The 16,015-nt window shown below is 68.1% G+C and carries 12 protein-coding genes, 1 tRNA gene and 1 pseudogene; 7 read left to right on the top strand and 7 right to left on the bottom strand.

Translation table 11 applies throughout. From position 1 onward, the window contains the following. Positions 1–686 (bottom strand): hypothetical protein (locus STRTUCAR8_RS09070; protein WP_006375254.1); only part of this gene is annotated, 686 nt, incomplete at its 3' end. A gap of 151 nt (positions 687–837) precedes the next feature. Further along, positions 838–1,297 (bottom strand): annotated as a pseudogene (locus STRTUCAR8_RS09065) (CBS domain-containing protein); the annotation flags it as partial. 88 nt (positions 1,298–1,385) lie between these two features. Here STRTUCAR8_RS09065 and STRTUCAR8_RS09060 point away from each other — a divergent pair. Further along, positions 1,386–3,053 carry a recombinase family protein gene (locus STRTUCAR8_RS09060; protein WP_006375249.1) on the top strand — a complete coding sequence of 556 codons (1,668 nt, stop codon included), beginning with the start codon at positions 1,386–1,388 and terminating at the stop codon, positions 3,051–3,053. 542 nt (positions 3,054–3,595) lie between these two features. On the opposite strand, the gene STRTUCAR8_RS09055 is transcribed toward STRTUCAR8_RS09060, so the two are convergent. After that, positions 3,596–4,984, bottom strand: coding sequence for a cystathionine beta-synthase (locus tag STRTUCAR8_RS09055; protein ID WP_006375252.1), 1,389 nt, complete (start codon positions 4,982–4,984; stop codon positions 3,596–3,598). Between the two features lie 150 nt (positions 4,985–5,134). Here STRTUCAR8_RS09055 and STRTUCAR8_RS09050 point away from each other — a divergent pair, with 150 nt between their 5' ends. From STRTUCAR8_RS09050 to STRTUCAR8_RS09040, 3 genes are all read left to right on the top strand, one after another. Further along, complete coding sequence (locus tag STRTUCAR8_RS09050; protein WP_179200560.1) at positions 5,135–6,178, top strand: SGNH/GDSL hydrolase family protein; 1,044 nt, start codon at positions 5,135–5,137, stop codon at positions 6,176–6,178. A 190-nt stretch (positions 6,179–6,368) separates the two neighbouring features. Beyond that, positions 6,369–7,589, top strand: a complete 1,221-nt coding sequence (locus STRTUCAR8_RS09045; protein ID WP_006375260.1) for an acetyl-CoA C-acetyltransferase — start codon at positions 6,369–6,371, stop codon at positions 7,587–7,589. 320 nt (positions 7,590–7,909) lie between these two features. Continuing rightward, positions 7,910–8,707, top strand: coding sequence for a hypothetical protein (locus STRTUCAR8_RS09040; RefSeq protein WP_006375259.1), 798 nt, complete (start codon positions 7,910–7,912; stop codon positions 8,705–8,707). A gap of 73 nt (positions 8,708–8,780) precedes the next feature. Here the strand turns inward: STRTUCAR8_RS09040 and STRTUCAR8_RS09035 are convergent, their stop codons facing one another. After that, a complete protein-coding gene (locus tag STRTUCAR8_RS09035) occupies positions 8,781–9,092 on the bottom strand; it encodes a hypothetical protein (RefSeq protein WP_044471895.1) in 312 nt (103 codons plus the stop codon). A 104-nt stretch (positions 9,093–9,196) separates the two neighbouring features. On the opposite strand from STRTUCAR8_RS09035, the gene STRTUCAR8_RS09030 reads away from it, so the two are divergent. After that, positions 9,197–9,427, top strand: a complete 231-nt coding sequence (locus STRTUCAR8_RS09030) for a DUF4287 domain-containing protein (RefSeq protein WP_006375250.1) — start codon at positions 9,197–9,199, stop codon at positions 9,425–9,427. Between the two features lie 110 nt (positions 9,428–9,537). Here the strand turns inward: STRTUCAR8_RS09030 and STRTUCAR8_RS09025 are convergent, their stop codons facing one another. The 3 genes from STRTUCAR8_RS09025 to STRTUCAR8_RS09015 all read right to left on the bottom strand — a co-directional run bounded on the left by STRTUCAR8_RS09025 (position 9,538) and on the right by STRTUCAR8_RS09015 (position 12,164). Next, positions 9,538–10,446, bottom strand: a complete 909-nt coding sequence (locus STRTUCAR8_RS09025; protein WP_006375253.1) for a Bax inhibitor-1/YccA family protein — start codon at positions 10,444–10,446, stop codon at positions 9,538–9,540. A 267-nt stretch (positions 10,447–10,713) separates the two neighbouring features. Beyond that, a complete protein-coding gene (locus STRTUCAR8_RS09020; protein ID WP_006375257.1) occupies positions 10,714–11,889 on the bottom strand; it encodes a 4-hydroxybenzoate 3-monooxygenase in 1,176 nt (391 codons plus the stop codon). 191 nt (positions 11,890–12,080) lie between these two features. Next, positions 12,081–12,164 (bottom strand) — tRNA-Leu (locus STRTUCAR8_RS09015). A gap of 415 nt (positions 12,165–12,579) precedes the next feature. On the opposite strand from STRTUCAR8_RS09015, the gene STRTUCAR8_RS09010 reads away from it, so the two are divergent. After that, positions 12,580–13,359 carry an ABC transporter ATP-binding protein gene (locus tag STRTUCAR8_RS09010; protein ID WP_006375255.1) on the top strand — a complete coding sequence of 260 codons (780 nt, stop codon included), beginning with the start codon at positions 12,580–12,582 and terminating at the stop codon, positions 13,357–13,359. Between the two features lie 99 nt (positions 13,360–13,458). After that, positions 13,459–15,996 (top strand): ABC transporter permease, encoded by a 2,538-nt coding sequence (locus STRTUCAR8_RS09005; RefSeq protein ID WP_006375261.1) that lies wholly within the window; start codon positions 13,459–13,461, stop codon positions 15,994–15,996. Positions 15,997–16,015 lie beyond the last annotated feature (19 nt).

Raw genomic sequence — 16,015 nt, 5'->3', positions numbered from 1 at the left:
TCCGGGGTGAACATCTCCCGGTGGCCGCGCTCACGGTGCTGCATGGCGTCGAAGCGCTTGCGCCACTTTTTCGTCAGGTGGTCACGCGGATCGGTGCTGCCGATGAGGCGCTCGCGCCGGGCGTCGCTCGGCACGTCCTTGAAGATCCTTTGCCGGTGCGCGATGCCGCTCTCGGCAGAGGCGATCATGCCGCGGGTCCGGGTGTCGATGCGTTCCTGGATCTTGTCCTTGAGGGGCTGAAGGTAGCTGTCCATCTCCTTCTTGAAGTCCGGGGCGAGCATCCGCATCGTCATCACCATGCCGACGGCCTGGATGATCGAGTTGGCATTCACTCCGCGCGAGAGCGGCTTGAGACACGACTGCATCATCATGTGCATGTAGACGTGGTGCATGACGCCGAGCTCCTGCGTCCGTTCCTCGTCGTTGAAGCCGGGCACCAGCAGCTTCGAGTCACGCAGCGAGGCCATGTACTTCTCGCCGGCCAGCCGCGTCTCCGCCCGGAGCTTGAGCAGCTGCTCGCGCTGGTCCAGGCCCTCGGTCTTGTCCGCGAGGGACGCGGGCCGGGTCAGGGCCGGGCTTGCGCGTCCTGGGCGTCGGTGGAGGTCCGGGAGCCGCTCCGGAAGTCCGTGACGCCGTTTGGGTGCCGGCCTGGGCGGGGAGCCGCTCCCGCCCTTGCCGACATCCACCAATGTGCCGGACCCGTGTTAAGCGTGTGCTGCGCGGACGTGACGCCCTCGTACCACTTCCACGAAGTCTCGGCCGGAAAGCAATCGGAACGGGACTCCGCGGCGGAGACCGCAAGTTCCGTTCCGACACGTCCCGTTCACCGGACGTTCGCTACTGGTTGCCGCCCTTGGCCAGGAAGGCCAGGAGGTCCTGCCGGCTGACTACACCGGTCGGCTTGCCCTCGATCAGCACGATCGCCGCGTCGTGGGCGCCCAGTACGGACATCAGGTCACCGACCGGTTCACCGGAGCCGACCTGCGGCAGCGGCGCCGACATGTGCTTCTCCAGCGGGTCGTCGAGGGAGGCCCGCTGGGTGAACAGCGCGTCGAGCAGCTCGCGTTCGACGACCGACCCGACGACCTCCGCCGCCATGACGTCCGGGTGACCGGCGCCGGGCTTCACGATCGGCATCTGCGAGACGCCGTACTCACGCAGCACCTCGATGGCCTGGCCGACGGTCTCGTCCGGGTGCATATGGACGAGGGAGGGGATGTGGCCGTGCTCGTTGTAGTCGAGGACGTCGGCGACGCGGGCGGAGGGCCCGGTGTCCCAGGAAGCCGTAGTCGGCCATCTACTTGCCTGAATCAATCGGCAAACATGCATATCATTGTCACGACCCTCGAAGCATCGCTCGAAGCACCTAAGTAGAGGACTACGCCTTGCCTGGCACCTCGCGCAGCTACCTGAACCCTGACCTGGTCAAGGCTCTGTCCGAGGGGCAGACCTTCGAGCAATGGCTAGGGGACCGGACGCCTGGCATCGACTACGCCCGGATCAGCGGCGACCAGGCAGCCAGGTCCAGCAGGACGGCCAAGACGAGAGAGAAGGGTGTCGGTATCCGGCACCAGCACGAGGGCAACGACGAGGTAGCGGCAGAACACGGCATCGCCATCGTCCGCTTCTACGAGGACAACGACATCACTGCGGCTGATCCGGACATCCTCCGTCCCAGCTTCCGCGAGATGACCCGGGCCATACTCCATCGGAAGGTCCCCGAGGGCTTCCCCGTCCGGGCCATCGTCGCCACCGAGTACGAGCGAGTCTGGCGACTGCCCGAGGACTACATCCGCTTTCGCCGCGCCGTGATCTCCGAACCGGACGGCGTCTTCGTCGAGCGGGGCAAGGTTTTCGACATACACAGCGTTGAGGGCAACATCGTCGGGCTGGTCAACTCGGGCGTCTCCGAGGGCGAAGTCTCCAAGACGAGGGAACGCATCTTGCGCAACATGCGCAGGCGTGCTCAGGACGGCACCACTCCCGGCGGCCGACGCCGCTTCGGCTGGCTCGCCCAGGACCCCAGGGAGGGCCGGCCCACGAACATGGTCCTCAGCCCCGACGAGGCCCCCTACGTTCGCAAGATGATCGACTGGGCTCTCGAAGGCCGGGCCTGGAAGACGATCGCCCGAGACCTCAACGAACTGGGCTCGGTCGGCGCGTCCGGGAAGCCCTGGTCCGGGGAAACGGTCCGCCAACTCCTCGTCAATCCCGTGATTTGCGGCATGCGCCAGATGAAGGGAGAGATCGTCAAGAACGCCAGGACGGGTGAGCCGGTCATGGGCAAGTGGGAGACGATCGCCACGGTTGAAGAGTGGGAAGCGATCCGCGACCTGTCAAAGCGGCGCGGATCGCAGCGAGGCATGCGCCTGACCAACGGCGGAGGCAAAGTTCCTGGTACCCCCGAGTCCCGTGCACGCAAGTACCTCTTCAGCGGCTTCCTGCGGTGTGGTGCCCCCCGAAAGGACGGAAAGGGAATCTGCAACGCCAAGATGGGAGGCATGCGTCGGCCGACACGCAGCAACCCGGATAACTGCACGTATACCTGCGTCTCACTGGACTGCGGGAAGACCGCCCGCAGCTTGCAGAAGGTCGACGAATTCCTCGAAGAAATTATGATCCGGGCCTTGGAAGCAGAGTTCAAACACGCGGAGGTCGAAAAAACTCCGTGGGAGGGTGAAGAGCGACTGGCCGCCCTGAAAACGAAGAAAGACTCCCTCGAATCAAAGTGGATGGAGGGAGTCGTGTCGGATGATCAGTTGTACCGGCTGACGCCGCAGCTTGAAGAGCAGATAGAAGCCCTGGAAGAAGACCGCAGGGAGCACGCAGCGATGGAGGTCGCGAAGAACACCTTCTCGGGTTGGGACCGGTCGAAGTGGGCCGGAATGGACCTAACCCAGAAGCGCCTGGCCATCGGCCGCATCATGGACGCGGCAATCATCCTGCCCATTCCGGAGGGGCGCTCGAAGCGGGCCCCGTTCGACGCCGACCTGATCAAGGTCATCCATCGCGAGTCGGGTTCTCAGCAGGTCCGATCCCACGCGCATGAATAAATGAAACAGGTAGAGGACAGAGATATTCATTCCTTCAATCACATAAGCACCCGGAGTAATTTATTGGATCACTCACACAGGACCCACCGGGGGTCACCCTCGATACGTGTACGAGTTTAAGAATTTGAAGGATCCAGACGCCACGGAAGCGGCCCGCCAGCCTTTTACTGCCTCGTTTGCAGTGCGCCGGAAAGCCCCAGCCTCTCCCTCGAATCCATCGGGGCCACTGTGCGCCTGAACGCTGCAGGCCCCCTGTGCGCGAGTCCGGCCCCCCCCTCCCGGGCGCTCCGCGCCGCAGACAGCAAGCCGCCCCCGGCCAGAGGGCTCGGGGGCGGCTTGCTGAGGGAGGAGTCAGGCGGCTTCGGGCCGCGGCCCGGAGTCCGGGTGCAAAACGGTCCAGAGTTCTGCCCAGGTGTCCCGGTCCATGGACGGGAGCAGCGTTTCGAGCTGCGTGGAAACCTACTCGTCCACGGTCGGGTAGGTCTCCATCTTCTTAGCCATGGTTCTCCTGCCCGCAGGTCTTGTCCCGCAGGGACGTGCTGTCAGTCAGTGGAGCCGGAAAGGAAGGCCAACAGGTCTTGGCGGGTGATCACTCCAGTGGGCTTGCCGTCCACCAAGACCACCGCCGCGTCCCGCCCTTCCAGCACGGACATCATCCGTGCCACCGGTTCACCCGATCCGATGACCGGCAGGGGCGGGGTCATGTGCTTCTCGATCGGGTCTTCCGACCCGGCTCGATCGGCGAAGAGCGCATGCAAGAGCACTCGTTCGTCAACGGACCCGATAACCTCGGGAGCCATCACGTCCGGATGCCCCGCACCCTTGGCCACCACCGGCATCTGCGACACCCCGAACTCCCTCAGTACCTCGACTGCGGCCCCAACGGTCTCGGTGGGGTGCATGTGTACGAAGTTCGGGATGGCGCCTCCCTCCTTCTGCTTCAGCACGTCTCCTGCGGTCGGTTCTGTCGCCGCCTCTTCGCTGAACCCATGTTGGCCGATCCACTCGTCGTTGAAGATCTTGCTGAGGTACCCGCGCCCGCTGTCGGGCAGCAGGACGACGACCACGTCGTCGGGCCCGAGGCGCTCGGCGACCCGCAGCGCGGCGACGACGGCCATCCCGCAGGAGCCGCCCACCAGGAGGCCCTCCTCCTTGGCGAGCCGCCGGGTCATCTGGAAGGAGTCCTTGTCGGACACGGCGACGATCTCGTCGGCGACGGTCCGGTCGTAGGCGGTGGGCCAGAAGTCCTCGCCCACCCCCTCCACCAGGTACGGCCGCCCGGACCCCCCGGAGTACACGGACCCCTCCGGGTCGGCCCCGACGACCTGGACCCGCCCGTCGCTGGCGTCCTTCAGGTAGCGCCCGGTCCCGGAGATGGTCCCGCCGGTGCCGACGCCTGCCACGAAGTGGGTGATCCGCCCCTCGGTCTGCTCCCACAGCTCGGGGCCGGTGGAGTGATAGTGCGAGAGGGGGTTGTTGGGGTTGGAGTACTGGTCGGGCTTCCAGGCGCCCGGCGTCTCCCGCACCAGCCGGTCGGACACGTTGTAGTACGAGTCCGGGTGCTCGGGGTCGACGGCGGTCGGGCAGACCACCACGTCGGCGCCGTAGGCACGCATCACGTTGATCTTGTCGGTGGAGACCTTGTCAGGGCAGACGAAGATGCACTTGTAGCCCTTCTGCTGGGCCACGATGGCCAGCCCGACCCCGGTGTTTCCGCTGGTCGGCTCGACGATCGTGCCGCCGGGCCTGAGTTCCCCGCTCTGCTCGGCCGCCTCGATCATGCGAAGGGCGATGCGGTCCTTCACGGAGCCGCCGGGGTTGAAGTACTCGACCTTCGCGAGGACGGTCGCCTGAATGCCCGCGGTCACACTGTTGAGCCTCAGCAGCGGGGTGTTGCCGACGAGGCTGATCATCGAGTCGTGGAATCGCACCGTTGTCTCCGGTTGCCGCACATAAAAGTGGTCGTCATTGGTCACGCCAGCCTAAGGCTCCGCCCCGGCATTCACCTCACGTCACGATTGGCGGACGGTCGGTACGGGGCAAGGAGTGGGTGTACGGCTACGAGGAGGTGGCGGCGACGCATGACGAGCATGTCCAGGGCAAGGGTGGCCCGGCGGATCGCGGCCGGGGCCGCGTACGGCGGTGGCGGGATCGGCCTGATGAGCGTGGCGGCCGTGGGACTGGTGCTGGCCGAGGTACGGCTGGCGAAGCGCCAGGTGGGCAACGGACGCGGTCCGCACCCGCCGAGCGCGGACGGCCTGTACGGACGCGGATACTCCACCCCGGGTGAACCTCCACTCAGACTCGTCCTGCTGGGCGACTCCACGGCGGCCGGCCAGGGCGTCCACCGGGCCCGGCTGACTCCGGGCGCACTGCTCGCGTCCGGGCTGTCGGCGGTCGCGGAACGCCCGGTGGAACTGCGCAACGTGGCGTTGCCCGGCGCCCAGTCCGACGACCTGGACCGCCAGGTGGGGCTGGTCGTCTCGGCGTCCGACCCGGTCCCCGACATCTGCGTGATCATGGTCGGCGCGAACGACGTCACGCACCGGATGCCCCCCACCCGCTCCGTCCGCCATCTCTCCTCGGCGGTACGCAGGCTGCGTACGGCGGGTGCGGAGGTGGTCGTGGGCACCTGTCCCGACCTGGGCACCGTCGAACACGTGCAGCAGCCGTTGCGCTGGCTGGCCCGGAGGGCGTCCCGGCAACTGGCGGCGGCACAGACGATCGGGGTCGTGGAGCAAGGAGGCCGCACGGTGTCGCTGGGCGACCTGCTCGGCCCCGAGTTCGAGGCCAATCCGCGCGAACTGTTCGGCCCGGACAACTACCACCCGTCGGCGGAGGGCTACGCGACGGCGGCGATGGCGGTACTCCCGACGGTGTGCGCGGCGCTGGGCCTGTGGCCGGCGGACGAGGAGCGCCCGGACGTCTCCCGCCGCGAGGGCTTCCTGCCGGTGGCGCGGGCGGCGGCGGAGGCCGCGTCGGAGCCGGGCACGGAGGTCGCGGCGGCGATGCCGACGGGCCCCAGAGGCCCCTGGGCACTCCTCAAGCGCAGGCGCCGCAGGCGCGTACCGGCGACGGACCCGGCACCCTCGCCGACCACTCCGGGAGCGGTGTCAGGCGGCTGACCGGGGCGGGCCGGAGACCGGGCCGAAGACTGGGCGGGAGAACGGGCCGCACGTGTGAGCAAGCGCTTAGACAAGTGCGGCCCGAGTCACACCGCGATACCCGTGACCGGGGCCATACGTACAGGTAACTTCCCAAGCAGGTCCGCTTGCAAGAAGTAAAAACGCCCCCTCGCACGCCAATGGAGCCGTCATGCCGGAAGCCGTCATCGTCTCGACCGCCCGCTCCCCCATCGGGCGCGCCTTCAAGGGCTCCCTCAAGGAGCTGCGCGCCGACGACCTCACCGCCACGATCATCCAGGCCGCGCTGGCCAAGGTCCCCGAGCTGGACCCGCGGGACATCGAGGACCTGATGCTCGGCTGCGGTCTGCCCGGTGGCGAGCAGGGCAACAACCTCGGGCGGATCGTCGCCGTACAGATGGGCATGGACCACCTGCCTGGCTGCACGGTCACCCGTTACTGTTCCTCGTCCCTCCAGACGTCCCGGATGGCACTGCACGCCATCAAGGCGGGCGAGGGCGACGTCTTCATCTCGGCCGGTGTCGAGATGGTCTCCCGGTTCACGAAGGGCAACTCGGACTCGTTGCCCGACACGCGCAACCCGATCTTCGCCGAGGCCGAGGCGCGTACCGCCGCCGTCGCCGAGCAGGAGGGCACCTCCTGGCACGACCCGCGCGAGGACGGCCTCGTGCCGGACGCCTACATCTCGATGGGCCAGACCGCCGAGAACCTCGCCCGCGTGAAGGGCGTGACCCGTCAGGACATGGACGAGTTCGGCGTCCGTTCGCAGAACCTCGCCGAGGAAGCCATCAAGAACGGCTTCTGGGAGCGCGAGATCACCCCGGTGACCCTGCCCGACGGCACGGTCGTCAGCAAGGACGACGGTCCGCGTGCGGGCGTGACGCTGGAGGGCACCCAGGGGCTCAAGCCGGTGTTCCGTCCCGACGGACTGGTCACGGCCGGCAACTGCTGCCCGCTGAACGACGGCGCCGCGGCCGTCGTGATCATGAGTGACACGAAGGCCGCCGAGCTGGGTCTGACCCCGCTGGCCCGCATCGTGTCGACCGGTGTCTCCGGCCTCTCCCCCGAGATCATGGGCCTCGGCCCGGTCGAGGCGAGCCGCCAGGCCCTGCGCCGGGCCGGCCTCACCGTCGACGACATCGACCTGGCCGAGATCAACGAGGCGTTCGCCGCCCAGGTGATCCCCTCCTACCGCGACCTCGGCATCCCGCTGGAGAAGGTGAACGTGAACGGCGGCGCCATCGCCGTCGGCCACCCCTTCGGCATGACGGGCGCCCGGATCACCGGCACGCTCATCAACTCCCTCCAGTTCCACGACAAGCAGTTCGGCCTGGAGACGATGTGCGTCGGCGGCGGCCAGGGCATGGCGATGGTCATCGAGCGCCTGAGCTAGAACGGGGCCCCCGAGAGCCCGAGACCCCGCGATCCCCAACTGGCGGAATCGTTTCGGTGATCGGCCGGACGCACTGAGTGAGAACGCGGCCCGGAACCCCGTAACCACCGGGGTTCTGGGCCGATTTGTGATCCAATCTCCCTCAGGATGTGACCTATCTCGCTCTGGCGGGATATCTGCGCAGGTCACGGCAGGTTCGACACCAAACCCCGGGCCCAAAGTCCTGTCCGTTTCGTGACGTTACGCACTGACAGGTGGTTAGTCCATCCTTCAAGCTGATGTAGGAAGTCGGGGGTCGACTTTGAACCGGGAGTACGTCAGTGAGCGCTACGCCTCTTGCTCTGCTGGTCGCCACAGCCACCATCACCACGGCCGTGGGCGTCGCCGTTCTGCGCACCCTGCTGGGACTGCGTCGCCAGATCGCGGCCCTGCACGCCGAACTGGCCGCCCAGAGTCTCGCCGTAGGAGCGCACGGTCTCGTACCGCAGGCGCGCACCGCCGGTGACACCGACCGGATACGCGCTGCCGTGGCCGAGGCACTCGCCGAGGAGCGGGAGCGGGAGCTCGCCGAGGCGCGTGCCTTCTGGGCCGCCCAGGAGGCCCGTGACACCTCTGACGCGCCCTCCCTGCTCGGTCTCCCCGACAGTGAGCTGTTCATGCCGCGCCCGGCCGACTTCGCGGGCCTGGAGTCCCTGGAGCCGGTGACCGAGGCCGGCACGGACACCGACGAGTTCGCCGGAGAGTCCGCCGAACTGGCCGCCGCCCGTCGCCGGCACCCCTCGCACCCCGACTTCGTACCGGCCCAGTCGCCCATCGTGAACGACCACGAGCGCACGGTGGCCTGTCTGGAGGACCTCGCCGACTCGCGCACCGCGCTGGCCGACGTCCGCCCCGGCCCCCTGGGCACCCTCGACGTCTACGTCTTCACCGACGGCACGACCCTCTGCATGACCCCGGGCCACCGCGAGACCGCCGAACGCCTCTCCGCGGCCCTGCGCTCGGGCGCGGCCCCGGTTCTCCTCGGCGGTTCGGGCATCTCGGGCGCCTACGCCCTGACCTTCGAATGCGGCGAGGAGACGGTGTACGTCCTGGCGGACAGGGTCATAGCCTCGCTGTGAGGCGCTGACTCACACGCCATCCTTCCGGCAGACGCCGAACTCCCGGCCGACGCCGAAACCGCTGCCGTGCCGCCTACACCCCGGCCCGCTGCTGAGCCTCCGCGACCAGAGCGAGCGCCGAGGCCAACTCGCCCTCGCCGCGCAGCACCAGCGCCAGATCGTGCGCGGCCACCGTCACCTGGTCCGCCGCGGCGAACATCCCCGCGTCAGGCATCACCCGGGGATCCTCCGCCGGTGATTCCAGAAGCTGCGCCCGCCGTGCCAACTCCCTGGCCAACGCCAGTGCCTCCGTCGCGGCCCCTCTTTGCAACCGACTCTGCGGCGCTGCCCGCAACCGGTCGGCAAAGTGATCCACTGCGAGCGTCAAAGGCGAGGTATCCAGCACGCCGCGAGACTACGCGTCGCAACCGGACTGTTGCCAACAACCCAACCCTCAGGCACCGTGGCGTGAAGGACCGGCTTACATCCCCTTTGCGTCCGGAGGCGCCGATGTCCCACGTCCTCTCCGAGGAGACCCACCGCAACATGCTCGCCCGCATCCCCCAATGCACCGGTCGTGAGATCTCCGACTGGTTGCGCACCGTTGACGAAGGCCCCTCCCTCTTCTGCTTCGAGGAGAAGGTCAGCTGGCTCCGGCACGAGCACAATCTCGCGTACGGCCACGCCAAAGCCCTCATTCACGAGTACGACCTGAGGAGGGCCGCGCGCAAGTTTCTCTGAGGGCACGCCCCGCTGAGAGACCGAGGCACGCACCGACACCACGACGGACACCACGACGAAGGGCCCCGGGACTGATCCCGGGGCCCTTCTACTGCCTACTGCCTGGCGTACTAGTCGTTGCCCTGCAGGATGGCGATCAGCCGCAGGAACTCCAGGTAGATCCAGACCAGCGTCATCGTGAGGCCGAAGGCGGCGAGCCAGGCCTCCTCGCGCGGCGCGCCGTAGGCGATGCCGTCCTCGACCTGCTTGAAGTCGAGGGCGAGGAAGCACGCCCCGAGCAGGATGCCGATGATGCCGAACATGATGCCGAGGCCGCCGCTGCGGAAGCCGAGGCCGTCACCGCCGCCGAACACCGCGAACAGCAGGTTCACGGCCATCAGCAGCACGAAGCCGAGCGCCGCCGCCATCACGAAGCCGTAGAAGCGGCGGTTGACGCGGATCCAGCCCGCCTTGTACGCCACGAGTACGGCGGTGAAGACCGCCAGCGTGCCGATCACGGCTTGCATGGCCGCACCGCTCGCGATGCGGTTGTCGACGACGCTGGAGACGACGCCGAGGAAGACACCCTCGAGAGCCGCGTACGTCACGATCAGCGCGGGCGAGGCCTTGCGCTTGAAGGACTGGACGAGGCCCAGGACCATCGCGACGAGACCGGCGCCGATGGCGATGCCGTAGGACCTGCTGATGTTCGCGTCGTCCACGGGCAGCAGCGCCCAGGCGAGCGCCGCCGTGACGACGAGCACACCGAGCGTGGTGGCCGTCCGCATGACGACGTCGTCCATCGTCATCCGGCCGGTGGAGACCGGGGCCTGCGGCGGTGCGCCGTGCGAGCGGTCCTGCTGGGCGTAGGGGTTGGTCGCGTACGGGTTGCCGCCCTGCTGGGCGTGCTGGTCCGCATACGGGTTGCCCGGCTGCGTACCGACAGCTGCGCCCCCGGCCTGCGGCGCGGTGTTGAAGCCCGCGTAGCCGTTGTCGCGGCTGAACCCCCGTCGCGAGAAGACCGGGTTGCTGCTCCTCATTGCACTCCTCCATGGCCACACTGCGTGGTCTTGGGCTCAAGAGTAATAGGTGGGCAAAGGATTGACCCTAGTGCTTGGGGAGGATCTTTCCCTCGTCCTGTCGCGAACACGCTACGCGCCCCCTTGATTCCCGGCCACGGAGCCCCTGGACCATGACCAACCCGGTACAGAGCCGAGACCGGCCCCTGATCTCCTGATCCCGTGACCCTTTGGTCTCCGTCGATCTCCGTCGATCCCCGTCGATCTCGGTCTCCGTCGTCTGTCCCGTCAGTCGAGAGGGAAACCCGTGTACCCCTCGGCGAGGTCGGTCTCCGCCGAGGGGGCGCCGGCGATGCGTTCCAGCCGGGCCAGCTGGAGCCGGTCCTCGAAGGGAGTGGCGTCCGGGGTCCGGTGCAGGAGGGTCGTCATGTCGTACGAGAACCGCTCGGCCTGCCAGACGCGGCGCAGACAGGTCTCGGAGTAGGCGTCGAGCAGTTCCGCCGACCCGGTCTCCTTCTCGTGCGTCAGTGCGCGCGCGAAGGTCACGACGTCACCGACGGCGAGGTTGAGCCCCTTGGCACCGGTGGGCGGCACGATGTGCGCGGCGTCCCCGGCCAGGAACAGGCGTCCGTGGCGCATCGGCTCGTGGACGTAACTCCGCATCGGTGTCACGGACTTCTGGGTGATGGGCCCCCGGTCGAGCTTCCAGCCGTCGGCGGTCTCGAAGCGGCGTTCCAGCTCGTCCCAGATCTGCTCGTCGCCCCATTCCTCGGCGTCGGTGCCGTCCGGCACCTGGAGGTAGAGGCGGGAGACGGACGGGGACCGCATGGAGAGAAGGGCGAAGCCGCGGTCGTGGCGGGCGTAGACCAGCTCGTCGTGCGAGGGCGGTACGTCGGCGAGGATGCCGAGCCAGCCGAAGGGGTACGAACGTTCGAAGACCTGGGTGAGTTCGGCGGGGATCGCCGTACGGGCCACCCCCCAGAAGCCGTCGCAGCCGACGACGTACTCGCACTCCAGTACGTCCTCGCGCCCCTCGTGCCGGAACCGCACCCGGGGACCGTCACTGTCGGCGTCCTCCACGGCGAGCGCCTCCGCCTCGAAGAGCAGCGGGCCGCCGTCCGCCAGCTGGAGGGCGATGAGGTCCTTGCAGACCTCGGTCTGCGCGTACACCATCACGGACCGGCCGTCGGTGAGGGCGGGGAAGTCGACGCGGTGGCGCTTCCTGTCGAAGCGCAGCTCGATGCCGTCGTGGCGCAGGCCCTCCCGGTCCATGCGGGCGCCGGCCCCGGCGGCGCGCAGCACGTCGACGGTTCCCTGCTCCAGGATCCCGGCCCGCTGCCGCCGCTCCACGTACTCCCGGTCGCGGCTCTCCAGGACGACCGAGTCGATACCGGCGTTGTGGAGCAGCCGGGCGAGCAGGAGCCCGGCGGGGCCGGCTCCGATGATGCCGACGGTGGTACGCATCGGTCGTTCCCTTCACACACCCGTTCAGGATGTTCGCGTAGCGGTGTCCGTGGAGGTTGTTCGTGTAGTGAAATTTCCTTCACGAGTTGACTGTGATGAGTGTCCGACCGCACACAGCCGCTGTCAACGGTTCCGCGATGAATACCTCAATGAAGGCAGCACCGACAAATCCGGCAAACGGCTGTCGAAAGTGCCCGGAGCCGGACTTGAACCGGCACGCCCGCGAAGGGGCAGCGAGGTTTAAGCTCGCCGTGTCTGCATTCCACCATCCGGGCAGGCCCTGGGCACCGCATCGAGGTTCCGAGCCTATCGGGACACCCCACCCGTACTGAGGGTGAGGGCCCCGATGTTGTCTTATTTTATTGACTTCTGAGGGTGCATCAGCACCTGGAACTAGCCATCCGCACTTGCCACCAGCCTTTCGCGAGGCGGCTCGGCGCACATGCGGAATGACGGAATTTCACCGTTCGAACAAGGGGGCTCCACCTGTTCTTGCCATATCCCGTCCGGGGCGGGACGTACAGGACCTAGGGGACGGCCGTCATCCCCAGGTATGACACCGGCCCGCCGGGTCCGTCCGGAGTCTGCCTTCGGAACCGGAACAACGGCTGACTACACGGCGACCTCCGGCCACGACGATGGTTCACGAGCCTCAGACCTCGCGCCGCCGTCCCGACAGGAGCCCCACCCGTGACCACAACTCCCCTCGCCGACCGGGCAGCCGGCACCACGGTGGCCGCCCGCGCCACGGAACTGTCCAAGGTCTACGGACAGGGAGAGACGCAGGTCGTCGCCCTCGACCAGGTCTCCGTCGACTTCCGGCAGGCCGAGTTCACCGCGATCATGGGCCCGTCCGGTTCCGGCAAGTCCACGCTGATGCACTGCGTGGCGGGCCTGGACTCGTTCTCGTCCGGCTCCGTGCGCATCGGCGACACCGAGCTGGGCTCGCTCAAGGACAAGCAGCTCACCAAGCTCCGCCGGGACAAGATCGGCTTCATCTTCCAGGCGTTCAACCTGCTGCCGACGCTGACCGCCCTGGAGAACATCACCCTCCCGATGGACATCGCGGGCCGGAAGCCGGACAAGGAGTGGCTGGATTCGGTGATCTCGATGATCGGCCTCGCCGACCGTCTCCGCCACCGCCCCTCCCAGCTCTCCGGCGGCCAGCAGCAGCGCGTCGCCGTGGCCCGGGCACTGGCCTCCCGCCCCGACATCATCTTCGGCGACGAGCCGACCGGGAACCTCGACTCCCGCGCGGGCGCCGAGGTACTGGGCTTCCTGCGCAACTCCGTACGGGAGCTGGGGCAGACGGTCGTGATGGTCACCCACGACCCGGTGGCGGCGGCGTACGCGGACCGGGTGGTCTTCCTCGCGGACGGGCGCATCGTGGACGAGCTGTACGGCCCGACGGCCGACGGCGTCCTGGACCGCATGAAGCAACTGGACACCAGGACGGTCCGCACCAGCTGACGCGCGGCCACCGCCGTACGGGAGTTGACGACAGGTCAACTCCTGTCTCCCTCACCCCTCTTCTTCACGACCTCGACTCGACGGACTGAGACGACACCCATGTTCCGTACCGCCCTGCGCAACGTACTCGCGCACAAGGCCAGGCTTCTGATGACCGTGCTCGCCGTGATGCTCGGCGTCGCGTTCGTGTCCGGGACCCTGGTCTTCACCAACACGCTCTCCAACGCCCTCCAGAACAGCTCCGCCAAGGGCTTCGACCAGGTCGACGTCGCCGTGGAGCCGGGCTACCAGGAGGATGTGGGCGACAAGATCGGCAAGACCCCGGAGCTGACGCAGGCCCTGCTGGAGAAGACCGCGAAGGTTCCGGGCGCCGGCTCGGTCATCGGCGTCGTGAACGGCTACACGGCCATCGCCGACAAGGACGGCAAGCTCCTCGGCGGCGGTTTCCAGTCACAGGGCGCCAACTACTGGGGCGACAAGGACGCCCGGTACCCGCTGAAGGAGGGCACCGCGCCGAAGGGCGCCGGTCAGGTCGCCCTCGACACGAGGACCGCCGAGCGGGCGGGCTACAAGGTCGGCGACACCGTGCGCCTCTCGGTGGACGGCCCGGTGCTCTCCCCCACCGTCTCCGGCGTCTTCACCACCGACGACGGCAACGTGGCGGCCGGCGGCAGCCTCGCCCTCTTCGACACGGCGACCGCGCAGCGGCTGTTCGGCAAGGTGGGCACGTACGACGAGATCGACGTCAAGGCGGCGGCCGGGACGAGTCAGACCGCGCTCAAGTCGGCGGTGGACAAGGCACTGCCGCGAGACAGCGTCGAGACGACGACGGGCACCCAACTCGCCGACGACCAGGCGCGGATCATCGCCGCGTCGATGAGCGGCATGAAGCAGGGCCTGCTGGTCTTCGCGGGCATCGCGCTCTTCGTCGGTACGTTCATCATCGCCAACACCTTCACCATGCTGGTCGCCCAGCGCACCAAGGAACTGGCGCTGATGCGGGCGGTCGGCGCGTCACGTCGGCAGATCACGCGGTCCGTGCTGATCGAGGCGTTCGTGGTCGGCGCGGTGGCTGCGGTGACGGGGCTCGTCGCGGGCATCGGTATCGGGGTCGGGCTGAGGTCCCTGCTGGGCGTGCTCGGCGCGACCGTGCCCGACGGGCCGCTGGTCGTCACCTCGGGCACGGTCGGCGCGGCCCTCGCGGTCGGCATCCTCATCACCATGCTGGCGGCCTGGCTCCCCGGCCGTCGCGCCGCGAAGATCCCGCCGGTCGCCGCCATGAGCAGCGTCCACGCGACCGCGACCACCAAGTCGCTGGTGCTGCGCAACACGCTCGGCGCGCTCTTCTCGGGCGCGGGCGTCGCCGTGGTCCTCGTGGCCACCACGATGAGCGGCTCGGACGGCCAGGCCCCCATGGGCATCGGCGCGGTCCTGCTCATCATCGGCGTCTTCATCCTCACCCCGCTGCTGTCCCGCCCGATGATCGCCGCCGCCGCCCCGCTCATGCGCGTGTTCGGCGTCTCCGGGAAGCTGGCCCGCCAGAACTCGGTCCGCAACCCCCGCCGTACGGCCGCCACGGCCTCCGCGCTGATGATCGGGCTCACCCTCATCACCGGGATGACGGTGATGGCGGGCAGCGTCCAGAAGTCGATCGACAAGATGGCCTCGGACTCGGTCAGGGCCGACTACGTCATCTCGATGGCCAACGGCAACGACCTCTCCCCCGACGTCGCCGCGAAGCTGGCGAAGACGTCCGGAGTGACCGCCGCCGGCTCCGTACGCTACGGCGCCGTACGTATCGCACGCACGACGGAGTCCGTCACCGGCGTCACCGGCGTCACGATCGGCGAGCTGACGAGACTGACGCTCGACGACGGCACGTTCAAGGTCAGCCCCACCCAGGTGGTCGTGGACGGCCGCACGGCCGACTACCGCCACTGGAAGGTGGGTTCGACCTTCACAGCCGCGTACGAGGACGGCAAGAAGCAGCAGCTGACGGTGGCGGGCGTGTACGAGGGCAACGAGCTGCTGAACGGCATCCTGCTCGACAACTCCCTGCTGGCCGCGCACCGGACGGACGCGTCCGGCCTGTCCGACCGGCAGGTCATGGTGAAGACGTCGGACGGCGCGACGAGCGCGACGAAGGACAGGCTGGCGAAGGCCCTGGGCTCCAACCCGGCCATCAGGATCCAGGACAAGAAGGACATCTCCGACGAGACCGCGCGGGATGTCACGCTGATGCTGAACATGCTCTACGGCCTGCTGGCGATGGCGATCCTGGTCGCCGTCCTGGGGGTCATCAACACCCTGGCCATGTCGGTGTTCGAACGCTCCCAGGAGATCGGCATGCTCCGCGCGATCGGCCTCGACCGCAAGGGCATCAAGCGGATGGTCCGCCTGGAGTCCCTGGTCATCTCCCTCTTCGGCGGCGTTCTGGGCATCGGGCTCGGCGTGTTCTTCGGCTGGGCGGCCGGCGAACTGGTGAGCACAACCCTGCCGACGTACGAACTCGTCCTGCCCTGGGCCAGGATGGCGCTCTTCCTGCTCCTCGCCGCCACGGTGGGCGTCCTGGCGGCCCTGTGGCCGGCTCGCCGTGCGGCCGGCCTGAACATGCTGACGGCGATCAAGTCGGAGTAGTAACAGCCGTAGAAGGTAA

This window comes from Streptomyces turgidiscabies Car8 (assembly GCF_000331005.1).
GTDB lineage: Bacteria > Actinomycetota > Actinomycetes > Streptomycetales > Streptomycetaceae > Streptomyces > Streptomyces turgidiscabies.
Note: the sequence above shows the minus strand (reverse complement) of the source record. Positions and strands in the feature narration are given on the sequence as shown.

What these genes read in the sequence shown, in the direction of transcription:
- STRTUCAR8_RS09050 (WP_179200560.1), top strand. Translation starts at nt 5,135, where the DNA reads ATGACGAGCATGTCCAGGGCAAGGGTGGCCCGGCGGATCGCGGCCGGG.
- STRTUCAR8_RS09045 (WP_006375260.1), top strand. Translation starts at nt 6,369, where the DNA reads ATGCCGGAAGCCGTCATCGTCTCGACCGCCCGCTCCCCCATCGGGCGC.
- STRTUCAR8_RS09030 (WP_006375250.1), top strand. Translation starts at nt 9,197, where the DNA reads ATGTCCCACGTCCTCTCCGAGGAGACCCACCGCAACATGCTCGCCCGC.
- STRTUCAR8_RS09025 (WP_006375253.1), bottom strand. Translation starts at nt 10,446, where the DNA reads ATGAGGAGCAGCAACCCGGTCTTCTCGCGACGGGGGTTCAGCCGCGAC.
- STRTUCAR8_RS09020 (WP_006375257.1), bottom strand. Translation starts at nt 11,889, where the DNA reads ATGCGTACCACCGTCGGCATCATCGGAGCCGGCCCCGCCGGGCTCCTG.
- STRTUCAR8_RS09005 (WP_006375261.1), top strand. Translation starts at nt 13,459, where the DNA reads ATGTTCCGTACCGCCCTGCGCAACGTACTCGCGCACAAGGCCAGGCTT.